This window comes from Kovacikia sp. CALU 1929 (assembly GCF_056784235.1).
This window is the reverse complement of the sequence record NZ_JBXBCF010000075.1, coordinates 204693-228148: the sequence shown is the minus strand read 5'-3', so window position 1 is coordinate 228148 and position 23456 is coordinate 204693. Positions and strand designations below refer to the sequence as shown.

Genomic DNA, 23456 nt, shown 5'->3' with positions numbered 1-23456 from the left:
GGTTGATCCACTGCTGATCTTGGATAATTAAGGGATTATCCGTGACTATTCAAGTTGAGTTTGCTTAAGAAACAGGTTGGAAAGACTATAAAAGACCATGATGAAGCTACATCACACTGAACTGTCAGGAAATTGCCATAAAGTCAGGCTTATGCTGTCATTGCTTGAGTTGGAATGCGATCGCCTATCGATTGACTTTGCCAAGGGCGAACACAAGTCTGCTGACTTTCTCAAACTCAATCCACTGGGGCAGGTTCCCGTTTTGGTTGATGGAGATACGGTGATTCGAGACTCGCAGGCAATTCTGCTTTACCTGGCACGAAAGCATGGGCGCGAAGACTGGTTGCCGTTAGCCGCAGAGCCAATGGCGAAGGTAATGCAGTGGTTATCGTTTGCTGCCAACGAAATCCATTCCAGCTTGTTTATTGCTCGGCTGCATTTTCACTTTGGCATGGATTTTGATTGGGAAATGGCTCAACGCAAAGGGAAACAGGTGCTTCAGATACTGGATGACCATTTACAGCAGCGAAATTGGCTGGAGTGCGATCGCCCTACCATTGCCGATATTGCCTGTTACCCGTATGTAGGGCTTGCCCCCGAAGGCGAAATCGCGCTGGAACCTCACCCGCACGTACTTGCCTGGATCGAGCGGATCAAACAGCTATCTGGCTATGAAGGAATGAGCGGACTTTAGGAAGATTTTAGATTGACAGTTATGCTCATACCATTTCACGACGGGGAGATTACGATTCAAGCTCGTGCAGGTGTGCGAGAAGAAGCAGAGCAGGTGGGCAGGGTTCTCAGCAACACCATCAAGCCTGCCGCCCTTGAGTTTCTGCGTACCCAGCAGATTGCGATCGCCAGTACGATCGCAGCAGATGGAAGCGTTTGGGCATCGCTGCTCACAGGTTCATCCGGTTTTGTGCAAGTACTTGATAAACAAACAGTCCAGCTTAATCCTTTCCCAATCCAAAACCCAAAATCTAAAATTCAAAATCTATCAAATGGTTCTCAAATTGGCTTGCTTGTCATTGATCTATCCAATCGTAGACGGCTACGGTTGAATGGCAACATTACGATGCAGCAAGAAGAAATCCTGCAAATTCAAATTCAGCAATCATTTTTTAACTGTCCAAAATATATCCAGACTCGTTATTTGAAAACAACTGAAATTACAAAATCACAACTACCTGAACTGCAAACCCGACTGGCGCTCAATCAAGCCGATCAGATTTGGATGACTCAGGCGGATACTTTTTTCATTGCAAGTGCCCATCCTGATCATGGAGCCGATGCGTCCCATCGGGGAGGCTATCCAGGGTTCGTCCAAGTTGTTGACTCCCAAACGCTACTGTTTCCAGATTACTCAGGCAACAATATGTTCCAAACCTTGGGAAATCTGGTTATCAATCCCAGATCTGGGTTGCTGTTCCTTGATTTTGAGCAGGGACATACGCTGCAAGTGACTGGGCAGGCAACTATCCTTTGGAAAGCAGAACAGCTTACTACTTTTGCAGGCGCACAACGGTTGATTAAATTTTCTATTGAGCAGATCCGAGAAACTCGAAATGCCACCCTTCTACGCTCGCAATTTGGAGAATACTCTCCTGCTAATCCTCATTTCTGAGCGATCGACGAAATTCATTAGCAGCTTGAAGGCGCGAGGTTTGAGCCATCAAAACACATCGAGTCAACAGATCTAAATCAAGTTCTGCAAGTTCTCGAATCTCGCTACGATAAATTCGCTCATATTGGTAGTGTTCTAGACCTGTTGTTTGTATTCCGTAGGAGCATTGCACTGCAATGCCCCTACCAGATGTCAACCACATATTTGAAACACTACCCACCGTTTCGTAAGCGATGTAAAGTGAATAGACCATCTTGCCAAAACCAAACTTCGGGCACTTCTAAAGCTTTGTATCGTGCTAGTTTGTTAGGTCCGCCGCTAGTAAATACAACCTCGATCGCTAAATCCGGGGTTAACTTTGAGGCTCCAAAACAGTAGGACTCATCTGCTTGGGCTGAAGCTTCGCCTTCTCGCTCTTGGGTCATTGAACCCGTCGGTTCAAATTCGATCCCTTTTTCAAGACAGAACAGTCCAATCAAAAAACCAATCAGGCGACTAAAAACTTCGTGCTCACGTCCCGGCATGAGGATTTCAATTGTTTCGTGATGGAAAAACAGTCGCACACCTGGAGAATTTGCGAAGCCTTTCTGAATCAGCTTAAATTGTTCCCAAGTTATGCCGTGATAAACAACGCGCTGATCTTGAGTGGGTTGTTTGAGTAATGAGGTCTGCATCATTACATCTCTCTGGTTGTTTTGCGATCGCCCTTTCATTGTAAGGCGATTGTTCTCAGATCAAGAAGAATCGCTCTACGCATTTAATCGTTTCTTGTCAAGACCAGTTTAGCGGCTGGTTTGCTGATCCATGCTGATCTTTCCGAATTCGTTGTCATCGCGCAAACTGAGGGAGTGGCAAGAACACAGTGAATTGATTCTAAGCTGAATACTCGATCCTGGAGTGAGTTATGCCCCCCAGTTCTTCAATTTCAGATTTCGGATTTCGGATTTTAGATTGTGAAAGTCTGACTCCTTCTGAGTGCCTCTTCAATCGATTGACCAGCATGTCTGAATGTGCCAATCCAAAATTACCTATCCAAAATCCAAAATGGGATCAATTACAGTCAGAAGTTGCAGCGTTGAAGCGTGAACTGTTGGAACTGAAGCAGGAAAAAGCAGATTTAGAGATTTTGTTAGAGGCGACTGCCGAACATTCTGACTCGGTTGAAGCGGAACTGCACAATACGGCGATCGCAGCACTTAAGCAAAGTGAGGAAATGTTCCGCACGATTGCAGAAGCAACTCCCGTTCCGGTCTTGATCTCGCATTCAGAGGATGGCACTGTTCTTTATGCAAATACGGCTGCCAGCAAAACGTTTGGGATTCCACCAGAAGACTTCTTGAGTTATAGTGCGCTGGAGCTTTATCACGATCTGGGCGATTGCCAAAAGCTGTTAGAAGCGGTTGAATGTGACGGCTGTGTAGAAAGCTTTGAGCTTCAGTGTAAACGAGCTGATGGTAGCTTGTTCTGGGTATCAGCTTCCCTACGACGTTTGACCTTCAATGGTGAACCAACCTTTCTCTCTGCATTCTGTGATATCACGCAGCGCAAGCAAGAAGAGGATGTGTTGAAGCGCCAGGTACGAGAAATGCAGATTGAAATTGATCACGCTAAACGGTCAAAGCAGGTCGCTGAAATTATTCAGTCAGACTATTTTCAGCACCTACAAGCAGAAGTTGAACGGCTCCGGTATGAGGATGATTTTGAATTTTAGGTTTTGAATTTTAGATGACTTAGCTTTAGCTCAGAGAGTTTTGGTATTACTAATTGCTGTTGCTGTTGCTGTTGCTGTTCTCGGAAGTGCTTCTACCAACTTAATCACTCGGACTGCCAATGCTGTTGTCCTGGCTTTGAAGTTTTTCTCGTCCACGATGTACCCCAATTGGTTCATGTAATCGTAGGTTTCTCATTCCCAAATCCAAAATCACCAATCTAAAATCTCTATGCCCCAGATCATTGCAATTCACTCTTACCGAGGCGGCACAGGTAAGTCGAACTTGACCGCAAACTTAGCAACTGCGATCGCGCTTCAAGGGAGACGGGTAGCTATTGTAGACACAGATCTGCAATCTCCCGGCATTCACACCTTGTTTGGGTTGAATAATCAAGTTCCCGTCAAAACCTTGAATGATTATCTGTGGAAGCGTAGCCCAATTCAAGACACTGCCTATGATGTCAGTTCTCAATTAGGGAAAACAAAAGGACAGCTTTTTCTGGTGCCTGCCAGCGTGGACGCAGAAGAAATTGCCAGAATTCTCAGTGAAGGCTACAACGTCAGTTTGTTGAATGATGGATTTCGGCAGTTAATTAGGGTGCTGGAGCTAGATTACCTGTTTATTGATACGCATCCGGGATTGAGTCACGAAACCTTACTGTCGATCGCGATAGCCAATCTACTTATTTTGATTCTGCGTCCCGACCAACAGGATTATCAAGGCACTGCTGTGACAATCGATGTTGCCCGTCAATTGAAAGTTCGGAAGTTAATGCTGGTGATTAACAAAGCTCTCAGCAAGTTAAACTTTCCTACCCTTCAACAAACCGTGGAAACAACCTATAGTGCAACTGTTGCGGGTATTTTCCCACTATCGGAAGACATGGTGGAACTGGGGAGTCGTGGATTGTTCTGCTTACAATACCCTGATCATCCTTTTACACAAATTCTGAATCAAGTGGCGATGCAGGTTATAGAGCAACCCACGTTAGCAGTTAGGTAATGTGATTTTGGATTAGTCAATCTAAAATTGACAATCGTAAATCCAAAATCGATGCAGTTCAAAATCGGCAATCATAAATCTAAAACCGTAGATTCAAAATGATTAGACAGTCTTTAGAGTCACTGACAAATACAATTCAATCGGTTACTTCTCCATTCCGCAATTATTTGATTGAGCTACATCAGACTTATCAACGGCTGGATGAAGGAACGATTGCAGACTATATTCCAGAACTGGCACTCGCGAATCCTGCCTGGTTTGGTATCTCCATCGCCACAACCAATGGACGAATTTATGAAGTGGGAGATTGTCAGCAACTGTTTACAATTCAATCCATCTCTAAAGCATTTGTCTTTGGCATGGCATTGGAAGATCATGGACGTGAGACAGTGCTAACGAAGGTTGGAGTTGAGCCAACTGGTGAAGCATTTAATGCCATCATTTTGGACGAAACCACAAATCGTCCTTATAACCCAATGGTGAATGCGGGCGCGATCGCTACCACTGATTTAATTCAGGGTGACAATGCGACGGAACGACTGAAGCGAATTCTAGAAATGTTTCGCCGCTATACGGGACGCGAACTATATGTGGATATGCCGGTTTCGCTCTCAGAACGGGCAACCGGCAACCGCAATCGGGCGATTGCCTATTTGATGAACAACTTCGGTATGATCAGCGATCGCATTGAGGAGACCCTTGATCTCTATTTTCAACAATGCTCCATTCTGGTCAGTTGTCACGATCTGGCAATAATGGCAGCAACCCTGGCAAACGGAGGTGTAAACCCTGTCACAGGTGAACGAGCGATCGATAGTTGCTATGTCCAAGATGTTTTGAGTGTCATGCATACCTGTGGCATGTATGACTATGCTGGAGAATGGGCATACCGAGTGGGCATTCCGGCAAAGAGCGGTGTGGGTGGCGGTATTACAGCCGTTGTCCCGAATCGGTTAGGAATTGGCACATTCTCACCGCTTCTTGATATCAAAGGGAATAGTGTCCGGGGAATCAAAGTTTGTAAAGCACTAACCCAAGACTTTGGTTTGCATCTCTACAATGCAGCTCCACCGAAGTTTGATTTGACTACCTGGCTTGAAAACCGTCATGTAGAAGAGGCAATCGACTATCCATAAATCAACAGCACTGAAGTAAGCGGAAACATACGAATGACCGCACGTTTCCATCATCCGTCTCTCTCCTTCCAAGGCTTTGCCTTGGAATGGCAACCCTGGAGGCTCAGCCTGGAGAACAAGGTAAGGGACTCGCAAATAATAAAGTCCCAACGTCATTCCCGCGCAGGCGGGAATCCATCGTGGAGCAGCTTGTCTAGCAGGTACTTTATTTAGGGGCACATCCCTAAGTAGGGCTTTCTGTTTTAAGTCAGTGCCATTGAGCCATAAATCTGTCATTCAAAATCGAGGTCGTCCTATGAAAAAATTTGCTTCAACCAAACTGCATGACTTATCAAACCTGCTGACGGCTCGTCTCTCTAGACACATTGTTCTGTGGGTGTTTGCCAGTCTCGTAGTGATTGAAGCAATTATTTTGATCCCATCCGTACAGCGACGAGAACGAGAAATGTTGAATCAAATTCGGCAGGTTTCTTCAGGAAAAGTTTTTTGGATTGCAACCACTTATCCCAACATATCAGCCGAAGAGTTTCTCAATCGGGTCAAGCACCTGCAAAAAGATCCAATGCTGCAAATTTTGGGTGGAGCGGTTTATACGGCTAACGGACAATTGGTCAGCACGTTTGGAGAGAAACCTGCCCTGACGCACGCGGGGGTGATGGCAGACAATCCTATGAGCTTTGAGGCGACTGATCGCCCAATCCAAAACGGCGATCGCTACGATGCTTCCTGGTTGATTCCTTATACAGGTGGAAATCATATTCTGGTGATTCGTCACAATGCAGCCATTGCTCATTCAGAAATATTTGCATTTATTGTTCGGGTTGCTGGGATGGTTCTGATTATTTCTGCGGTCTTAACAGTAACGACACTGGCAGTGCTGGGCACTATGGTGATCACGCCGATTCTGCGACTGCGAGAAGATTTGATTACAGCCGGAGAAGCAATCACCAATGATCAGTCAATTCCCCTGTTTTACTCAGGGACTGTCAAACGTCATGATGAGTTGGGAGATGTGATTGCTGCGTTTAACCAGATGTTCAAGCAAATCTGGCAGGCAATGGTAGAACGCAAGCAAGCAGAGCAAGCTTTGGCAGAAGCAAACCAGGAAATTACATTACTGAATCAGAAGTTAACGGTTGAGAACCTGCGAATGAGCGCAGAACTCGCTGTCAGTCGCAAACTTCAACAAATGCTGCTACCCAGGGAACATGAACTCAACCAAATTCCAGGACTGGAGATTGCAGGATTTATGGAGCCTGCGACTGAAGTAGGAGGTGACTACTATGATGTTCTCAACCATAACGGCAAGATTAAGATTGGGATTGGGGATGTTACTGGACATGGTTTAGAGAGTGGTGTGTTGATGCTAATGACTCAAACAGCAACGCGCACTTTACTTGCTAACAACGAAACTGATCCTGTTAAATTTTTGAACACTCTCAATCAAACGATCTATGGCAACGTCCACCGCATGAGTTGCGATAAGTCCCTAACACTTTCGCTACTGGATTATCAAGATGGTCAGATTCGTTTAAGTGGGCAGCACGAAGAAGTGATTCTAATCCGCAGCGATGGCAGGATTAAACGTATTGACACTGTGAATTTAGGCTTTCCCCTCGGTTTAGAAGCAGATATTTCAGACTTTGTAGCTCATACGCAGATTGATCTTAACTCTGGAGACGGCATTGTTCTTTACACAGATGGTATTACTGAGGCTCAGAATTTGCAGGAAGAATGCTATGGAGTAGAACGGCTTTGCGAGACGGTGCAACGATACTGGCATTTATCTGCTAAAGATGTTCAACTTGCGGTGATTCAGGATGTTCAGCAGTTTATTGGGGAACAAGATATGCATGATGATTTAACTTTATTGATTTTGAAACAAAAATAAGCTGATTTTGAATTTTGACTTGCTGATTTTAGATTTCAAATTAGAGAAAAGAGATATAAAAATATGGAAGAGGCTGAATCTAAAATCCGAAATCCAAACTCTAAAATTTATGGAGATTTTGACGAAAATCTTCCACCCAGCCAGGAGTATCTACGCATCCAGCTTTCGCCCAGTTCTGTACCATTAAAGCAACGGTGGCGTAATAATGGGCTATCTGCAAACTTCATGGCAGACTTTTTAGTAACTTTTTTTCCTAATGAGAATGATGCCATAGATATAGAGGAGAGAAGGACGGAGATTCAGGGCGTTATTTGCTACGTTGCCAACGAGTTGTTGGAGAATGCCATGAAATTTACAGACGATGCCGCACAACAGCCTATTAGCATCACACTTTACTTGTTGAGCGATCGCCTGGTATTTCTCTCCACTAACAGTACATCTATCCAATCTAAAGAAAAGCTGCAACGCTTTATTCACCAACTCATAACATCTGATCCAGGTGAGCTTTATGCTGAACAGCTTGAAAAAAGTGCACTCAATGAAAGCCATTCTTCCACTGGACTGGGCATTCTCACAATGGTGAATGACTATTTAGCAAAAGTTGGATGGAAGCTAGAAAAGATTCATGAGCATTCCGAGATCGTCACAGTGACCACAATGGTACAGCTTACAATGTGAAAAAAATGGAAATCAAAGCTGAAAACTACTGCATTGAATATGACTTATCAAAAGCAGCCATAGTTTTTCATGGTTCGCTTCTTCTGAATGGAGCAGAGGAATATGCACCAATTGTTCAATTATTGAATAATGCCGTTGAACAGCAACCAAATGTCATCGTACTAAACATTCAGAAGTTACGAATGCTGAATAGTTCAGGCTTCCAAATGTTATCCAAATTTGTCATGAAAGTTCGGCAGCATAGAGATATGCAACTTCTCATTCAAGGGAACTCAACAATCTCCTGGCAAGCAAGATCATTGCAAAATCTACAACGTTTAATGCCAACTATTGAAATCGATTTTGAATTGTAGATTTTGATTTTTGAGTTGCAAGATCTGATACGGATAAAGTTTTTATAAACTTATCCTCTTTGTAAGTAGGTGGAACTAATTAAATATAAGACCCAGCTTGGATTAAGTTGAGACATGTAACTCAGCACTGGATTATGCGATCGCTCTAGCGGATCTTGCCGCAGGCTTTACCTATTCTACATTTAATTCCACCTACCTGCTTACCACTTCAGTTTTTACTGGTTACAAACAGCAAAGCGAAAGCAAGAAGTAAAGAACAAGAGAACAATCCAAAATCTAAAACTATCAGAGGCATTATGTTACAAGTCAGAGATGTTATCGCCAAAGGCAACACAGGTTTAGTGAGAGGGCTAAGTCTACAGATCATCATGGTAATGAACTCAATTGTGCCGAATACACTTGTGAGTTTTGATGACCTGAACGTGGATATTGCAGGGAGTCAAATCAATCCATTTGTGCAGCCAGCCGCACGAGAATCATTGCGAATTGCGATCTGCGATCGCGGCAGAAAATTACTTGTTAACTCTGCTTATCGCACAATTGCCCAGCAGTATCTCCTTCGCAAGCAGTTTGAGCAAGGGCTATTTGGCATCACAGCCGCCGCTTTCCCTGGTTCCAGTAACCATGAGGGTGGGCTGGCACTCGATGTGGAAGATCCGGATGGTTGGGAACCCTATTTTGAGCCACAGAATTGGATTCGATTGGGGCGGGATTTTGACTACCCCCATTACGACTACCGGTTTTCAGCCGCTATTCGGCAAGATTTAGGCAGAATTGGGATTCGAGCCTTTCAACGGCTGTGGAATCAGTACAATCCAGGCGATCGTATTGCCGAAGACAGCAGCTTTGGACCGCAAACCGAATCCCGTTTAGCTGAATCACCCATTGATGGTTTTGGTTTGGCTTTTGCCAGGGCACTGCGGTTTCAGGAGCCGCGACTGGAGGGCGATGATGTTGCCAAACTCCAGGCAGCTTTGATACAGAACAGACTCATCCCTGTAGGGATTAAGGTGACTGGCACTTTTGATATGGCAACGGAGAATGCTGTCAAGCAGTTTCAGCAGGCAACCCGGCAGTTAGCGGTCGATGGGATTGTTGGACCCGCGACCTTAATGGCACTTGGCTTGTCGTAATCGTTTTTGTGTCTTTGAGTGCTTCAACCTATTTCCATGACCAAATTCTTCACACGACAATGGACAAGATTCAGACTGAACCATTGAATAATGGTGTCACACAACAAAAACAAGATTCTCAAGCAAGTGGAACCAACCGAGTACCTTCACTCGATCGCTTCGATTGGATCTGGAATACGTTGACGGTTGCTTGTTTAGTGTTCACCACAGCCTGTGTAATTGCGATTTTACAACCGTTTGTGATTGGTGGTTTAACCGTTGCAGAAGCATCTACCATGATTGCTCAGGGCGCGGGAATCGCGTTTGTGTCAAAGGGGGCACTCACAAAAGAAGGTAAAGTAGGTGTTCAAAACTTACTAATAAAGCTTGGGATTGCCCCAAGATGGCATAGCGAAGTTACATTTGCGGCATCGGTTCTTTTACTGCTGCTGACTGCCAGTCTCCATGCGGCTCTCCCGAAATTGGGCGAGGTGTATCTGCAACAAGGGCAAGACTATCGTGCGAGGGGGTTACTGGGTGAAGCGAGACGCAAATATGAAAAGGCTTTGGAACTCAACCCTCGTAAAGCGGCAACACACATTGCGCTGGGCGAATTAGATGAATCGTTGAAAGACCTGGAAAATGCAGAACGTCATTACAAACAGGCATTAGTAGAAGGAAATCTGCTGGCATTTGACCGATTGGGACGCACCTACCTGGCACAGGAAAAACCCACAGAGGCAGAAACAATTTTACGCTTGGGTATCCGTTGGACTCAGGACAATCCTGAATTGCAGTTCTCCCTCAACCGAAATCTTGGACGCGCTCTACTAGAACAGAAGAAGTATGTCGAAGCTCAACCCTTTCTGAACGCCGCGATCGCCCAACAGCAACAACTACCATCTGCGATCGCAGGTCGTGGCATGGCAAACTGCTTTCTGTCACAAGCTTTTCAATCCCAAGAAAAGCAAACTAGTGCCTTGCAACAACTCAATATCTGTCAACAACTGGCACGCCCAGAAACCCTGGATGAATATCAATGGCTGATCAATTCAAGATTGCATAATGTCGCTGAAAAAGCAGATACGACAGCAATTGTAAAACAACAATAATCAGCCTAAAAGCACCCGATCGCATTAATCCAAAATCCAAAATCGTAAGTGTTGATAAGCCAGAACACACACGATCCTGTCAATCCAAAATCCAAAATCTAAAATCAGGAGAACACCCATGTCTTTACCAAATCTCCAAGTCGATCGCCAAGCTCTAGAGCAGTTGCAGGAATCCCATCCAGAAGTAGAGTCGGTGCATCAGATTACAGCCCTGAAAGAAGAAGAGTTCATTCAAACCTATGCCAGTGTATTTGCTGGGGATGTTCAACAAGCAAGGCGAGTTTATCAACTGGCTGAAGAGATTCAGCAACACACCGCCTTGCTCTGGGCAAATTTGAAGGATATTGCCTCACCATTCATTCAAAACACAACCTTCAATAATATTCCAGCCTCATTTCTGGAGCATCAACAAGCCATTCCAGGATACGATCGCCTGTTTGGCAATCTCGACTATGTGGACTGCGAACCCTGTCGCTCGGTGTTTGGACCAGCAGCTTATTTTGTGGATCTGATGCGATTTATTGAGGAGATGATTACCAATCGCAATCCCATTCCCTCCGACCATCAACTGGAACGGCGTAGACCGGACCTATTCAGCCTTAAATTGGATTGTGCCAATACTAGCGAGTTAATTGCCTACATCGATTTGGTGAATGAAACCCTGGAAACGATTGTTGCTAATCCAGAACAGCCCAATGCGGATCAGGTGGTGGAAATGGCTAATTTCCCTAGTAATTTGCCATTCAATTTACCGTTGGAGCAGATCCGTACTTATTTGAGCCAATTGAAACTCAATCTGTCAGAAATTTATCAGGCATTTGAAACAACACTGCCAACGAAAGCAATCGAGAGTGGCCGTGAATCCCTGGGACTGTCACCACGAGAATTTGATATTATTCGCACCGAACTGACAGCGCCTGTTGATGTGTTGCAATACTACGGATTGGATGGCACTCAAACCCTTGAAAGTTTGTCTTTAGTATCCACATTCTTGCAGCAGACTGGCTTGAGCCGCCAGGAATTAACCGATTTGCTATTCCAGGACTTAAGCCAGGAAGAAGTTAGCAACGGGTTAGCCCGACGATTTTTTATCAACCAGGCAGAGGATGGGCTGGACTATCTCCAAATTGAAGAAGCCGCACCAGAACCCAATAGCTTCTACCAGGTGCCCCAGGAGCGATTAGTCAATCTCAGTATTGCCAAGCTGGATCAGATTCGCCGCTTTGTCAAACTAGCTCGCAGGCTGGGCTGGACCTTTGCAGATCTGGATCGGGCTTTGCGTTCGTTGCACCCGAATCAATTCCAGGAACGAGTCCTGCGGTTTGATGGAATTAATGATGCGGTGACTGTGGAAAATGTCACAAAGCTGGATCTGACTGAATTGACGATCGAAGCCTGGATTAATCCCAGTCAAGTCAGGGCAAATCCCATTATTTACAAAGGGATTTATTTCGATGAAGCAGTGGCTGAGAATGCACCTCGGACTCACTTTCTATTGGGACTGAATGCCAATAATCATTTGATTCTGATCAGCGATCGCCACACGCTTGAGGGTAGTATAGCTTTGCCGCTGAATCAGTTTAGCCATGTGGCAGTCACCATTGCTGCAAATCAGGTGACATTCTATATCAACGGAGAACCAGAGAGCTTACAGATTCACAGAATCAACTCCACCATCCTGTCTCAATTGATAGACTTGGGCTTTTCGCAACAGGCGGTTGATGCGCTGAGGGCATTTGAGGAACACGCCTACACCCAGGAACTTCTCTTATCCCTGTTACAAACCAACCTGGGGGCGGACTTTGGCAATGATCAGGCAGCCATTCTACGAGCAGCGCGGGGAACCAGCCTGGAATTTTCGCCTGTGGGCACAACGTTGCTCCTGGGGGCAGACTGCGGCAGTGCTTCTTTTGCAGGAATTATTCAAGAGGTGCGGATCTGGCAGGGTGTACGGCAGGCGAATGCAATTGCTGCTGATCGGTTTCGTCGGTTGACCGGGCAGGAACCTGGACTCGTCGCCTACTGGGCGATGATTGAAGAGAATTTAGGTGAAGAGAATACGATTCAGGTGAGCGATCGCACCCCCAACCCTGCTCATGGTGCCCTGGGGGGCGCAGGCACAACTTCTCGCCCACAGTGGGTTCCCAATCAACTGGAACTGGGAATATTGCCCATGCCCCTGGATGGTAGCTATCAGTTTAATGGAGTGGATCAGTACCTGGCAGCACGGGAAGTTCAGGGTCTGGAAATTAACCAGAGCACAGGCAATCAACTCACGGTAGAAGCCTGGGTGAATTTGGCAGGCAATCAGGGAAACACCATTCTCAGAATCCGAAGAGACAATGCAGAACAACCTGAGTTTGAATGTGGTGTGACTGCTGATGGTAATTTTGCAATTTTAGCCAATGGCAGTTTTCATCAAGCCAATACGATAGTTCAACCGAACCAGTTTACCCACCTTGCGGTCACGCTGAATGGCAGACAGGTGCAGTTCTATATGAATGGGCAGGTTGCTGGCAACGGAACCTTGCCAGGGGCGATCGCCATTACAGGCTCCGATCTGGAAATTGGCAGAAACCTGAGTGGCGATCATTTTAACGGACAACTTCGGGAAATCCGCTTCTGGAACCAAACCCGCACACCTGAGCAGATCCAACAAACAATGCATCAAGTTTTGCCCCGACGGGCAGAGGGATTAATTGGTTACTGGCGGCTGAACCAGATCGAAACAGGACAGGAGATCGATTTGTCCTACAACCAGAATCATTTGTATCTGGGGGGCATTCCCGCCGACTTTATGCCCGATCGCATCCGGGTGGATCGCTTGCTACCTGATCCGATCGCCATCACCCGCCATGTCCTGGAACTGGATGGTGCCAATGATGTCATCGTCGTTAGCAATCCCCAGAATGCCGGATTGGGACGGTATGAACGGCTCACCCTGGAACTATGGTTTAGACCGCTGGATCTGGCTGCAAGAGCCAACTTACAGCAGGTGATTTATTCTCAAGGGGATGCTAAAGCGGGATTAACCATCTATCTGTTTGACCAGCGTTTGCATGTGCTTGCCTGGTGTGAAGAGGCTGGGCAGGAGATCGTTCATGAAACGGTCTTTCGCTCTAACCCCCTGCCAGCCAATACCTGGCACCATGTTGCGATAACCAATGATGAAACCCAATCTCGCCGCTTTGTAGAGTTTCGGGCATTCCTGGATGGAGTTGAACTTACTCTTAATTCCAGCACCATTGCCAATCCAAATCTGCAAGATGATCAGAAGGGCTATCGCCTCAGCCCAATTGGGGTGACCTATTTAGGCGGGATTGCAGAGGGGGTCATCACCCGATTTGCAGAGGGTTTCAACTCTGATAATGTTCATGCCCATTATTTTGCAGGACAGGTGACTGATTTTCGTCTCTGGAAGCGGGTAAAAACCGTCGCTGAAATTAATGCAGATCGGTTGATTGCTCCCCCCTTACCAGACTCAGATCTGGTGGCATACCTGCCATTAGACGAGAGCGAGGGAAATGTATTTGGCGATCGCTCAGGCAACGGCTTTGAAGGACGGTTGCAGCAGGAACGAAATCTTGTTTTCCTGACGGATACCACCGATCCTGAATTAGAGAATTGGCACTCCCATTACAATCCCTCCGATGTAAACGTTACATCCTGGACAAACTATGCCTATCTGGGCAGAATGTATGTTTCAACTCAGCCAGATACTGCACTGGGGGTGACTTTCTACAGCCGCCATCCCAAAAACATTGACCAATACTATCGGCTGGAGTGGAGTGTGCGTGACAATCAACCCGCCTTTCGCTTAGCAGCCCATCCCCAGGGTGTGCAACCGCTGGCTCCTGTAACAGGAGCGACTGGAATTCCAGCCTCAGAGCGAGATCGCTGGTATCGCTTCCAGATTGAAGTTGAGGACAACCAGACTGCCAATCGCACAGATATTCGGGCAAAGGTCTGGCTGGATGGAACACCAGAGCCAGAGGCTTTTCAACTGGAAGCAGAGGATGATAGCGATGTTCGGATTACCTCCGGAACGGTTGGCATTTGGGCAGCAGGGAATGGTGGCTCCAGGCAATTTGATGATTTGCAGGTGCTGCCGCTGACCAACGGCGCATCCGATTCCCCTCTCCCGCTGCTCATGGAAACTTTTGAAACCTACACTTCCGATCAGAGTCCAGCCGGGTGGTTGGATACGGGCGATCGCCTGACTCCACAAGATCCCGCTAATTTGTTTAGAACGCTGCAAGTGAATAACCGTCCCGTATTGGGTACTAACTCAACCTTGGATAATATTCACGCCCACTATGGTCCGACGAACGCAATCCCAGAAGTTCTCTCCTGGGAAAACTACACCTTCACAGGCAGAATGCGCATCAATGCGGCAGACAGTGGTATTGGCGTTACTGTCCTCAGCCGCTATCCCGCCGGGGTTGACCAGTACTACAGCCTGCGGCGGGATGCCAGTCACCCCAGTTTTCACCTCACGGCTCATCCTCAGGATGTCCAACCACTGCGTAGCCTGATCACAGACCGGGATGCCACAGACTCCGGAGTAATCCCTGAACGGAACACCTGGTATCGGTTCCAGATTGAAGTACAAAACGATGTAGACCAAAACCGGACTATCGTTCGTGCCAAAATCTGGCAGGATGGCACTCTTGAACCAAACGGCTTTCAGATTGAGGCGTATGATGACAGCCGCATTCGGATTCAATCCGGTACGGTTGGCGTATGGGCTTCCGGCAATGGCTCCAAATACTTTGACCAGTTGAATGTTTTACAGGATGTGCTCCTCTCAGAAAACTTCAATTCCTACGCCCCAGATCAGGACCCAACCAATTGGAGAGATACCCGCGAAAACAATAGCCGTGTTGTAGATGATGCTCTCTTCAAAACAGTTCAAGTTGAGAATGCGATCGCCTTCGGTACCAGTTCTAATCGGGTGAACATCCATTCCCACTACAACATTCCAGAATCCCTTTCCTGGAGCAACTACCTGTACACCGGCAGGATGTACATGAGTGACCCCAATGGGGGTGGGATTGGCGTGACCTTTTATAGTCGCTATCCCAACACGGAAGTTCCTGCGGGTGAACATGACTATTACTACCGGCTCAGACGCAACCCAGACAGTCCCACGTTCCACATTTCCCCCCACCGGGGCAATGGCAACACACCTGATAACATCATTCAAGGTCGGCGTGATTCAGGCGTTAATCCGACTCGCAACACCTGGTACCACTTCCGAATTGAGGTAGAAAATGCAGATAGCCGCACGAATATTCGGGCAAAGGTCTGGCAGGAGGGTACCCCCGAACCGGCTGAGTTTCAGATTGATGCCTTTGATGATGCCAGCGATCGCCTCACTTCTGGAACAGTCGGTCTTTGGACACGCAGCAATGGTGCTAAATACTTTGACAATTTACACACCCAGCGCACTGTCTTTCTGCCCAATAGCCCCAGCAATTGGCAAATGACGGGATCTCGCATTCCCTTTGAAGTGAACGATTCCCTGTTTAGAACAGTGGATGGGCAGGACAATACAGCCACCTGGAGAGAAATCGACACCTATCCCTTGCTGCTCCGTCCACTGAATCGGAATGCCCTCCGGTTTGATGGTCAGCGAGAATATCTGGCAGCCAGTAATTTGAGCGAATTCGATCTCAGTGAATTTGCGATCGAAGCATGGATTAACCCCACTCAATCTCAAACAAACCCGGTGATTAGCTGGCACGATGGAACCGGTTCAGACTCTCTCTGGTTTGGTGTGACTGCCGAAAATACCTTGATTTTGGGGCGCACAACTCCCGATAATCCAGCAGCAGAGAGCATCGCCCTGGGAACAACCCCAATCCCGCTTGGGCAATTCAGCCATGTTGTCGTCAGTGTGGAGGGTACAACGGTCACCTTCTACATCAATGGCAATCCAGATACGCCGGAACCGCTAGATTCAGCCATTACCATTGATGCGGCTCATTTGGAACTGGGTCGGGATGGGGCAAACCAGTACTTTGCGGGCGAAATCCAGGATGTGCGGCTCTGGAAAACGGCTCGCACGGCTGCTCAAGTGGTGTCTCAATTCCGTTACCAGCAACCCAGTCTTGCGGATCCAGACCTGGTTGCCTACTGGTCATTCCCGGAAGTCGATGGAGTCTTCACCCTGGATGCTACTGAAGGCGCTTTACACCTGCGCCTGGGTGGATTGGAGACCGCCCGACGACCTGTATTGATCCCGTCTGCAAACCCTGCCCCAGGGGAACCCCTCTTCCCAGCGATCGCCCTGGATGATGCCACACTGCAATCCCTGGCAACCCTTCGACAACTGCAAGCACGGCACAACCTCCCCATAGATCGCCTCACTGCCCTCTGGTTCGAGATTTCCCATACCGGGCAAGCAGACGGACAAACTCTGTTCGATCGCGTGTTCAACGGTCGGGGCATCATGGGTGAAGTCTGGAGTTACACCCAATTGCCGATTCGCTGGAACGTGTCTGGGCAGAATCGGCAGGATCGGGACATTCGCAGTCGGCTGATGGGTGCCTTGCAGGTGTCCAATGAGGATCTGGATCGGCTGGTGCAATGGATCAATGATTCTGCTCCGGTGTTTGAACTGGATAGCCGCCATTTAACCCAGCTCTATCGCCTCTCCCAAATTCCCAAAGTGTTGCGGCTGACGGTTCAGAATTTCCTGCGGTTACTGGAGTTAACGGGTCTGACAGGGGTGGATACCCTGGAGGAATTCAAGCAGGTGAGCGATCGTGCTGAATGGCTACAACGTACAGGCATTCGGATTAATGAACTGGAGTTCCTGATCTTACCCCCCGGTGATCAGATTCCTCGCCCTTACACGGATGGGGCAATTCGGGACATGGCAACGGTGCTGACCAATCAATCCAGCGAGTTTTTAGTGGACAGTAGTTCCTTTGTGTCGGATCTGGTGAACCTGTCTCAATCAATCGAAATTTTTGACTCCCTCCGATCTGTTGGGATTGTGGATGACTTGGGAGCTGTTACCAGTGCTTACCAACCGCCAGTGAACCTGCCAGAACTGAATGGGTTGCCAGTCGAGCTAGCCGTGCGTCAGGCAATTCAAACGCAGGTTGAGGAAACCCTGTCTCGGATGCAACAGGAGCACGCAAATGCAGTTCTAGAACGCCTATCCGAATTGTTCCAGGTGGAACCAGAACGCCTGCGACTTGTGTCCGATCGCCTCAACGTCACCCCATCCACCTTCCTGGGTTGGATACAGGCGATTATAGCGATGGCTGATACCCAGCCCCTCCCCGCTCCACTCAGCGAGTATCTTAACCAGTTGACCAAAGGGTTGTATCTGATCACCCGCTTCGCCTTAACCACCGATGAAGCGATCGCACTGCTGCAAAATCCCGACCATTTCAACGTGACCGATGTGTTTAACCCGACGATCGCCGATCTGGAACATCTGGTGATGTTCATGGAATTGAAAACGGCATTCAACGATGTCAATGGCGGATTGATCCATCTCTTCGCTCAAACAACCGATCTGGCAATCGCAGCAGCCATTGTCAATGTCACCGATTGGGACTCAACTCAGTTGACAGTATTGACTAGTTATTTTGAGAATCAATCCACAGCAAATCGCATCCCTGAGCTACATCGCCTCTATCGTGCCTTTGCCCTGGCAGAAACGCTGCAAGTGGATATTGAGTTTCTGATCCAATTGGCAAATACAGAGAACCTGTCGTTCGACTTTTATCGTCAGCAAGCGGATGCCCTATTGAATGTGGTGCGATCGCGCTACGACGATGAGCAATGGCAACGGGTCTACCAACCGATTCGCGATCGGTTAGCTACCCAAAGACGGGATGCCCTGCTCAGCTATGCCCTCACCCGCCAACTGCCTGACACCTTCCAGGGCAGACGCGATGCGGATGTGCTGTATGAGTACCTGCTGCTGGATGTGCAGATTGGTAGTGAAGTGGAAACGTCCCGCATTGTGCAAGGGATTGCTGCCCTGCAACTCTATGTCCAGCGGTGTTTGCTCAACCTGGAACAGGGCGTAAATCCCGCCACCATTCCCCTGGATCAGTGGAATTGGATGAAGAATTACCGTGTTTGGGAAGCCAATCGCAAAGTCTTTCTCTATCCGGAAAGCTACATTGAGCCAGAACTGCGCGACACCAAAACGCCGTTGTTTGAGGAACTGGAACAGGAATTGATGCAGGGTGAAATCAACCAGGCAAACATTGAGAAGGCATTCAACAGCTACCTGAACAAACTGACAGAACTGGCTGATTTGAAAATTGTCGGTGCTTACCTGCATCGTGAAACAGAGGAACTGTTCAGAATTCAAGTCGGGGTTGCCCTACTTGGAGAATTGGAACGAAATAACCAGCTTCCGTCAGAAATTGTGCAATCATTCAGCGACAATGGTTTGCCAAACGCTAATGCGGGACAATTGATTCAAAACAACCCGGATGAATGGACATTAATTCTTCAGGAGCGTTCCTACACGATTCGTCGCTTTAACACCTCGAATATTGCTGGTACTTTAATTGTGTATACGGCCAGTTCCAATCCAAATACTCTGTATCTGGTTGGGCGCACAGCCACACAGCCTAACCATTACTATTACCGGGAACTAATCATTGATCAGAACCGATGGCTTCCCTGGCAAAAGATTGATCTATCGCTGAATGCGGATTTTATTACCCCGGTATATGCCTTCAACCGCCTGTTCTTGTTCTGGGTTGAGTTTGCCCAAACCTCTCGGCAGAACCGCAACCTTTACCGTCCTACCATTCGGTATTCCTATCGTGATCTCAATGGTATCTGGCTATCACCCCAAACCTATGAAGAGGTCGATAACGAGTTGGAGGAAAATCAGCGATCGCAGCCTGTCTGGCAAAAAGTGTATGCCCTCCGCACATCATTTTCTATCCCGTCGGTAGCAGATGAACGTGAGCGCCTGCTGGTAATTTACGGCGATACGAATAGTGATGCTGAAGTTCCGGTAAGAACCCTGCGTGATGCCCGTGAACAGGAAACCTTCACCCTGAGATTCATTAATCAACGACCCACTCAAAGCAATGGTTTAGATGTGGGTTTGTCGCTCCGCTATCTGGGTGACACAAACCTATTTTTGGGGTATATGACTCTGGCGTTGGTGCCCAGTTTAAACCAACTTGCAGATGACGTTGCAGATACCGAAACTATCGCTTCGCTGCAAAATGTCCTGAATAATTTATTTGGGCGACCTTCGGGAGTCGGTCGGTTAAGTGTTCGTCAAGATCTAAGGGTGGAGAATCAGGCTGATAATCAGTGGTTTGTCTACAATTTTTCCGAGGAGTTTCAGATTCGCAGAGAAGATGGTGTCCTTAATGTCTACAGCCTTGCTGACCAACGTTTGGGGAATCTAACCGAAAGTCCCTGGATCAACGTCTTAAACCAACTCAGCAATCGAAGCCCGGTCAGTGCCGATACAATCGAGAGCTTGCGAGGTGTGTTGAATAACCTGTTTAATCCACCAGAAGGAGTGAGTCGATTGAATGTGACTCCGAACTTTGTGGTGCAGTCCATAGATAATAATCGGTGGCGTCTCATCAATCGTTCGGTCAATCAGGTGCCACTTCAGACACTTCTGGTTTTGCAGGAAGGGACTCGTCTGAACGTCTATGACTTTTCCTCTGAAGGCTTGAATGCGGGATTAAGCAGTCTATCCGGTGGTTCCGGCGGTCTTACCCAACCCCCTAGCTTACCGTTCCGGTTAGAAAATCGCGGCAACAATCGATGGGTAATTACCGACAACCATAATCAGCGCTATTTGCTTCAGCGGGGACAGAGTTTCTCATTCCAGGTCTATGAGTTCTCAAGTGCTTTTCTGTATCGCACTCAAGCGAACGATGCCAGCATTAATGATTTCGTTCTGGCAAGAGAGCCAGTCCGGACATCTGAGGCTGATTTTCAAATCAATGCACTGCTGAGGGCACTACCTCCTGAGTCTTCATTGATTGATGTCAACGGTCAACGCGGTTTGTACATTTTGGATACAGGAGAAGAACAGTTCCTGGTAAGCACAGACCTCAATTTGATTGCCTCTGACCAGTTTCAGTTTATTTCTGATGCTCCCAATTCCATGTTCACGTTTACGCTGCTACCTGATCCAGTATTGGTAAACAGTATTGTGGCGCAATCCAGGTTCCGGTTTGAACGATTGGATACTTCTGCGATTCGAGAATTAAGTTTCACGCTATTTGCTGATGGCATAGATGGTTTGTTGAGTCTGCGATCGCAACGGACGATGGAACGCAATTTTTCTGATTATCTCCCGGTCAACAATCGCATTACTTCTGGAGACACGCCCAGCAATAGCATCAGCTTTGAGGGAGCATTTGGTTTGTATTACGAGGAACTCTTTTTCCATATTCCCTTCTTCATTGCCAACCAGTTAAACGCGAATCAAAACTTTGCGGAAGCACAGCGATGGTATCACTACGTTTTCAATCCCACCTCTCAAGAGTCAGTGAATGGATCTACACCCAACTGCCCAAACGATCAGGGATATCTGACTGGATCACCCAATCGCGATCGCTACTGGCAATATCTGCCCTTCCGCAATCTCTGTGTCGATAGCATCAGTCGCATTCTGAACAATCAGGCAGCGCTGGCGGAATACCGCAATGATCCGTTCGATCCTCATGCGATCGCCCGTTTGCGAATCAATGCCTACCAGAAAGCGATCGTCATGAAATACATCGACAATCTGCTGGACTGGGGCGATAACCTGTTTAGCCAGAACAGTCGTGAATCGATTGGGGAAGCCGCCCAACTCTATGTGCTGGCATTCAACCTGCTGGGACCCCGCCCCGAAGGACGAGCAAACCGCCGATTTGAGGAAATTGGTGATTACAATGCCATCCGACAGGTCTTCAACAACCCACCCGATTTTCTCACCGACTTTACCCGCAATGGTGCGTCTGGAAATGGCGTGTTGCCTGTGCCCCAAAACGGCAATATTCTCACCACCTTCTGTGTCACGGAAAATGCTGATTTTGCAAGTTTCTGGGATCGGGTTAGCGATCGCCTGTTCAAGATTCGCCACAGCCTTAACCTTGATGGTGTCTTCCGTCAGTTGGATCTGTTCCAACCCCCTCTGGATGTGCGGGCACTGGTGCAGGCATTTGCCTCCGGTAATCGGGATATCAGTAGCATCCTTGCGGATATCAATCGTCCGGTACCGCACTATCGCTATAGCTACATGCTGGACAGAGCCAAAGAAATGACGGAGATCGTGATCGGTTTGGGCGAGAAATTACTGGAAGCATTGCAAAGTCGGGATGCAGAACAATTAGCTACCTTACAAAATACCCACGAACGCAACATCCTGGATTTGATGACCGCCACTCGGCAAGCCGAACGGGATACTGTACAGCAGGAAATTGGATCTCTTGAAATTAGTCGGCAAAGTATTGAAAGCCGACGCACTTACTATGACAATCTCATCACGTCTGGACTTTCTCTGATTGGTGAGGAAGAAGCAGGTCTAGTGCTCTCTGGATTAGCAATTGGAGGTAGAGTTACCCAGACGGTGTTGAAATCAATTGGGTCAGGTTTTGCCTTTGCTAGTACCCCTTCTGGCAAAGCAACTGGATTCGATCTTGCCGGAGATGCATCAGGTGCAGCATCTGATACAGTACTACTTGCAGCTCAAATTTCTGAACAAGTTGGTGAATACCGACGGCGATTAGCAGAATGGCAGCGAGAGCTGAATGCAACCGCCTTTGAGTTGCAAGAAATCGACCAGCAAATTGAAATTGCCAATATCCGGCTTCAGATTGCGGAACACGAATTGACCGTCCATCGCCGAACGATTGAGCAGAATCAAGAAATTGCCGATTTCTATCGGCGCAAGTTCACCAACGAGCAACTGTATAACTGGATGATCAGCCGCATTTCGGGTTTGTACTTCCAGGCATATAAACTCGCCTATGCCACCGCCAAAGATGCGGAACGCGCTTTCCAGTATGAATTTGGTGATAACAGTACATTCATCAACTTTGGTCACTGGGATAGCCTGCGACGCGGCTTGCTGACGGGTGAATCACTCCAGCTTGACCTGATGCGATTGGAGAAATACGCCATTGACCAGGACAGCCGTTATCAGGAAATTGAGAAAGTGGTTTCCCTGCGATCGCTACTTTCCCAAGAAGCCTTCACAATGTTCCGCGACACTGGCAATTGCTTCTTCAACTTAACCGAGCGCATGTTTGACGAAGACTATCCGGGTCACTTCTTCCGCATCATCAAGTCGATCGCCTTTACCGTTCAATCTCCTTCCCTGCCTCCAAATCAATCCCTCAATGCCACCCTGATTCAACTGAACAATCGGGCATTGCTGGCACCCGACATTGATGCGGTGCGTTACCTGATGGGTGTGGAAGGAGTGAATCAACCCGATGCCAACGTCGTGCGATCGAACTGGCGAGCCAACCAGCAAATTGCTGTTTCCCGTCCCAATCGCGATAATGGCATGTTTGGAAACTTCGATCTCAACTTCCTGTTTGACGATCGCTACTTCCCCTTTGAGGGCACCGGAGCTGTCTCCTCGTGGGAATTGGAAATGCCCCAGGCACCCCAATTCCTGACCGGAAATGATAGCGATATCATCATCCACCTCAAGTACACATCCCGCAGCGATCGCGGAGCATTTCGTAGCGCAGTCCAGCAAGAATTGAGACGGGGAGAACTTTAGATTTTGGATTGAAATCCAAAATCCAAAATCGCAAATCCAAAATTCAGCGATCGCTCTTTTATCGAGGGCGATCGCTTGTAATAAGTAATCC

13 protein-coding genes are annotated in these 23456 nt (G+C 47.6%); 11 read left to right on the top strand and 2 right to left on the bottom strand.

Annotated features, from left to right (window positions below; translation table 11 throughout):
• Positions 1–97: 97 nt before the first annotated feature.
• Both AC1S52_RS19485 and AC1S52_RS19480 read left to right on the top strand, forming a co-directional pair.
• Positions 98–694 carry a glutathione S-transferase family protein gene (locus AC1S52_RS19485; RefSeq protein WP_482030709.1) on the top strand — a complete coding sequence of 199 codons (597 nt, stop codon included), beginning with the start codon at positions 98–100 and terminating at the stop codon, positions 692–694.
• 21 nt (positions 695–715) lie between these two features.
• Complete coding sequence (locus tag AC1S52_RS19480) at positions 716–1627, top strand: pyridoxamine 5'-phosphate oxidase family protein (RefSeq protein ID WP_482030708.1); 912 nt, start codon at positions 716–718, stop codon at positions 1625–1627.
• Here the strand turns inward: AC1S52_RS19480 and AC1S52_RS19475 are convergent.
• Together AC1S52_RS19475 and AC1S52_RS19470 are read right to left on the bottom strand one after the other, a co-directional pair.
• Entirely contained in the window at positions 1611–1799 is a 189-nt protein-coding gene (locus AC1S52_RS19475; RefSeq protein WP_482030707.1) for a hypothetical protein, read from the bottom strand. The two genes, AC1S52_RS19480 and AC1S52_RS19475, sit on opposite strands and share 17 nt — an antisense overlap.
• Before the next feature lie 40 nt (positions 1800–1839).
• Complete coding sequence (locus AC1S52_RS19470; RefSeq protein WP_482030706.1) at positions 1840–2304, bottom strand: Uma2 family endonuclease; 465 nt, start codon at positions 2302–2304, stop codon at positions 1840–1842.
• Between the two features lie 227 nt (positions 2305–2531).
• Between AC1S52_RS19470 and AC1S52_RS19465 the strand changes: the two genes are divergently transcribed.
• The 9 genes from AC1S52_RS19465 to AC1S52_RS19425 all read left to right on the top strand — a co-directional run bounded on the left by AC1S52_RS19465 (position 2532) and on the right by AC1S52_RS19425 (position 23365).
• Positions 2532–3338: a PAS domain S-box protein gene (locus tag AC1S52_RS19465; RefSeq protein ID WP_482030705.1), complete on the top strand. Its 807-nt coding sequence runs from the start codon at positions 2532–2534 to the stop codon at positions 3336–3338.
• Between the two features lie 229 nt (positions 3339–3567).
• Positions 3568–4341, top strand: a complete 774-nt coding sequence (locus tag AC1S52_RS19460) for a MinD/ParA family ATP-binding protein (protein ID WP_482030704.1) — start codon at positions 3568–3570, stop codon at positions 4339–4341.
• A 98-nt stretch (positions 4342–4439) separates the two neighbouring features.
• On the top strand, positions 4440–5477 hold the full coding sequence (gene glsA, locus AC1S52_RS19455; protein WP_482030703.1) for a glutaminase A: 1038 nt from the start codon (positions 4440–4442) through the stop codon (positions 5475–5477).
• 295 nt (positions 5478–5772) lie between these two features.
• Positions 5773–7368: a PP2C family protein-serine/threonine phosphatase gene (locus AC1S52_RS19450; RefSeq protein WP_482030702.1), complete on the top strand. Its 1596-nt coding sequence runs from the start codon at positions 5773–5775 to the stop codon at positions 7366–7368.
• A 63-nt stretch (positions 7369–7431) separates the two neighbouring features.
• On the top strand, positions 7432–8046 hold the full coding sequence (locus AC1S52_RS19445; protein WP_482030701.1) for a slr1658 family protein: 615 nt from the start codon (positions 7432–7434) through the stop codon (positions 8044–8046).
• A gap of 5 nt (positions 8047–8051) precedes the next feature.
• Positions 8052–8399 carry a slr1659 superfamily regulator gene (locus tag AC1S52_RS19440; protein WP_482030700.1) on the top strand — a complete coding sequence of 116 codons (348 nt, stop codon included), beginning with the start codon at positions 8052–8054 and terminating at the stop codon, positions 8397–8399.
• 386 nt (positions 8400–8785) lie between these two features.
• Positions 8786–9532 (top strand): peptidoglycan-binding protein, encoded by a 747-nt coding sequence (locus AC1S52_RS19435; RefSeq protein ID WP_482030699.1) that lies wholly within the window; start codon positions 8786–8788, stop codon positions 9530–9532.
• Between the two features lie 59 nt (positions 9533–9591).
• A complete protein-coding gene (locus AC1S52_RS19430; RefSeq protein WP_482030698.1) occupies positions 9592–10623 on the top strand; it encodes a tetratricopeptide repeat protein in 1032 nt (343 codons plus the stop codon).
• A gap of 118 nt (positions 10624–10741) precedes the next feature.
• Positions 10742–23365, top strand: coding sequence for a Tc toxin subunit A-related protein (locus tag AC1S52_RS19425; protein WP_482030697.1), 12624 nt, complete (start codon positions 10742–10744; stop codon positions 23363–23365).
• The last annotated feature ends 91 nt before the right edge of the window (positions 23366–23456 follow it).

What these genes read in the sequence shown, in the direction of transcription:
- AC1S52_RS19480 (WP_482030708.1), top strand. Translation starts at nt 716, where the DNA reads ATGCTCATACCATTTCACGACGGGGAGATTACGATTCAAGCTCGTGCA.
- AC1S52_RS19485 (WP_482030709.1), top strand. Translation starts at nt 98, where the DNA reads ATGATGAAGCTACATCACACTGAACTGTCAGGAAATTGCCATAAAGTC.
- AC1S52_RS19440 (WP_482030700.1), top strand. Translation starts at nt 8,052, where the DNA reads ATGGAAATCAAAGCTGAAAACTACTGCATTGAATATGACTTATCAAAA.
- AC1S52_RS19460 (WP_482030704.1), top strand. Translation starts at nt 3,568, where the DNA reads ATGCCCCAGATCATTGCAATTCACTCTTACCGAGGCGGCACAGGTAAG.
- AC1S52_RS19425 (WP_482030697.1), top strand. Translation starts at nt 10,742, where the DNA reads ATGTCTTTACCAAATCTCCAAGTCGATCGCCAAGCTCTAGAGCAGTTG.
- AC1S52_RS19430 (WP_482030698.1), top strand. Translation starts at nt 9,592, where the DNA reads ATGGACAAGATTCAGACTGAACCATTGAATAATGGTGTCACACAACAA.
- AC1S52_RS19445 (WP_482030701.1), top strand. Translation starts at nt 7,432, where the DNA reads ATGGAAGAGGCTGAATCTAAAATCCGAAATCCAAACTCTAAAATTTAT.
- glsA (WP_482030703.1), top strand. Translation starts at nt 4,440, where the DNA reads ATGATTAGACAGTCTTTAGAGTCACTGACAAATACAATTCAATCGGTT.
- AC1S52_RS19470 (WP_482030706.1), bottom strand. Translation starts at nt 2,304, where the DNA reads ATGATGCAGACCTCATTACTCAAACAACCCACTCAAGATCAGCGCGTT.
- AC1S52_RS19465 (WP_482030705.1), top strand. Translation starts at nt 2,532, where the DNA reads ATGCCCCCCAGTTCTTCAATTTCAGATTTCGGATTTCGGATTTTAGAT.
- AC1S52_RS19450 (WP_482030702.1), top strand. Translation starts at nt 5,773, where the DNA reads ATGAAAAAATTTGCTTCAACCAAACTGCATGACTTATCAAACCTGCTG.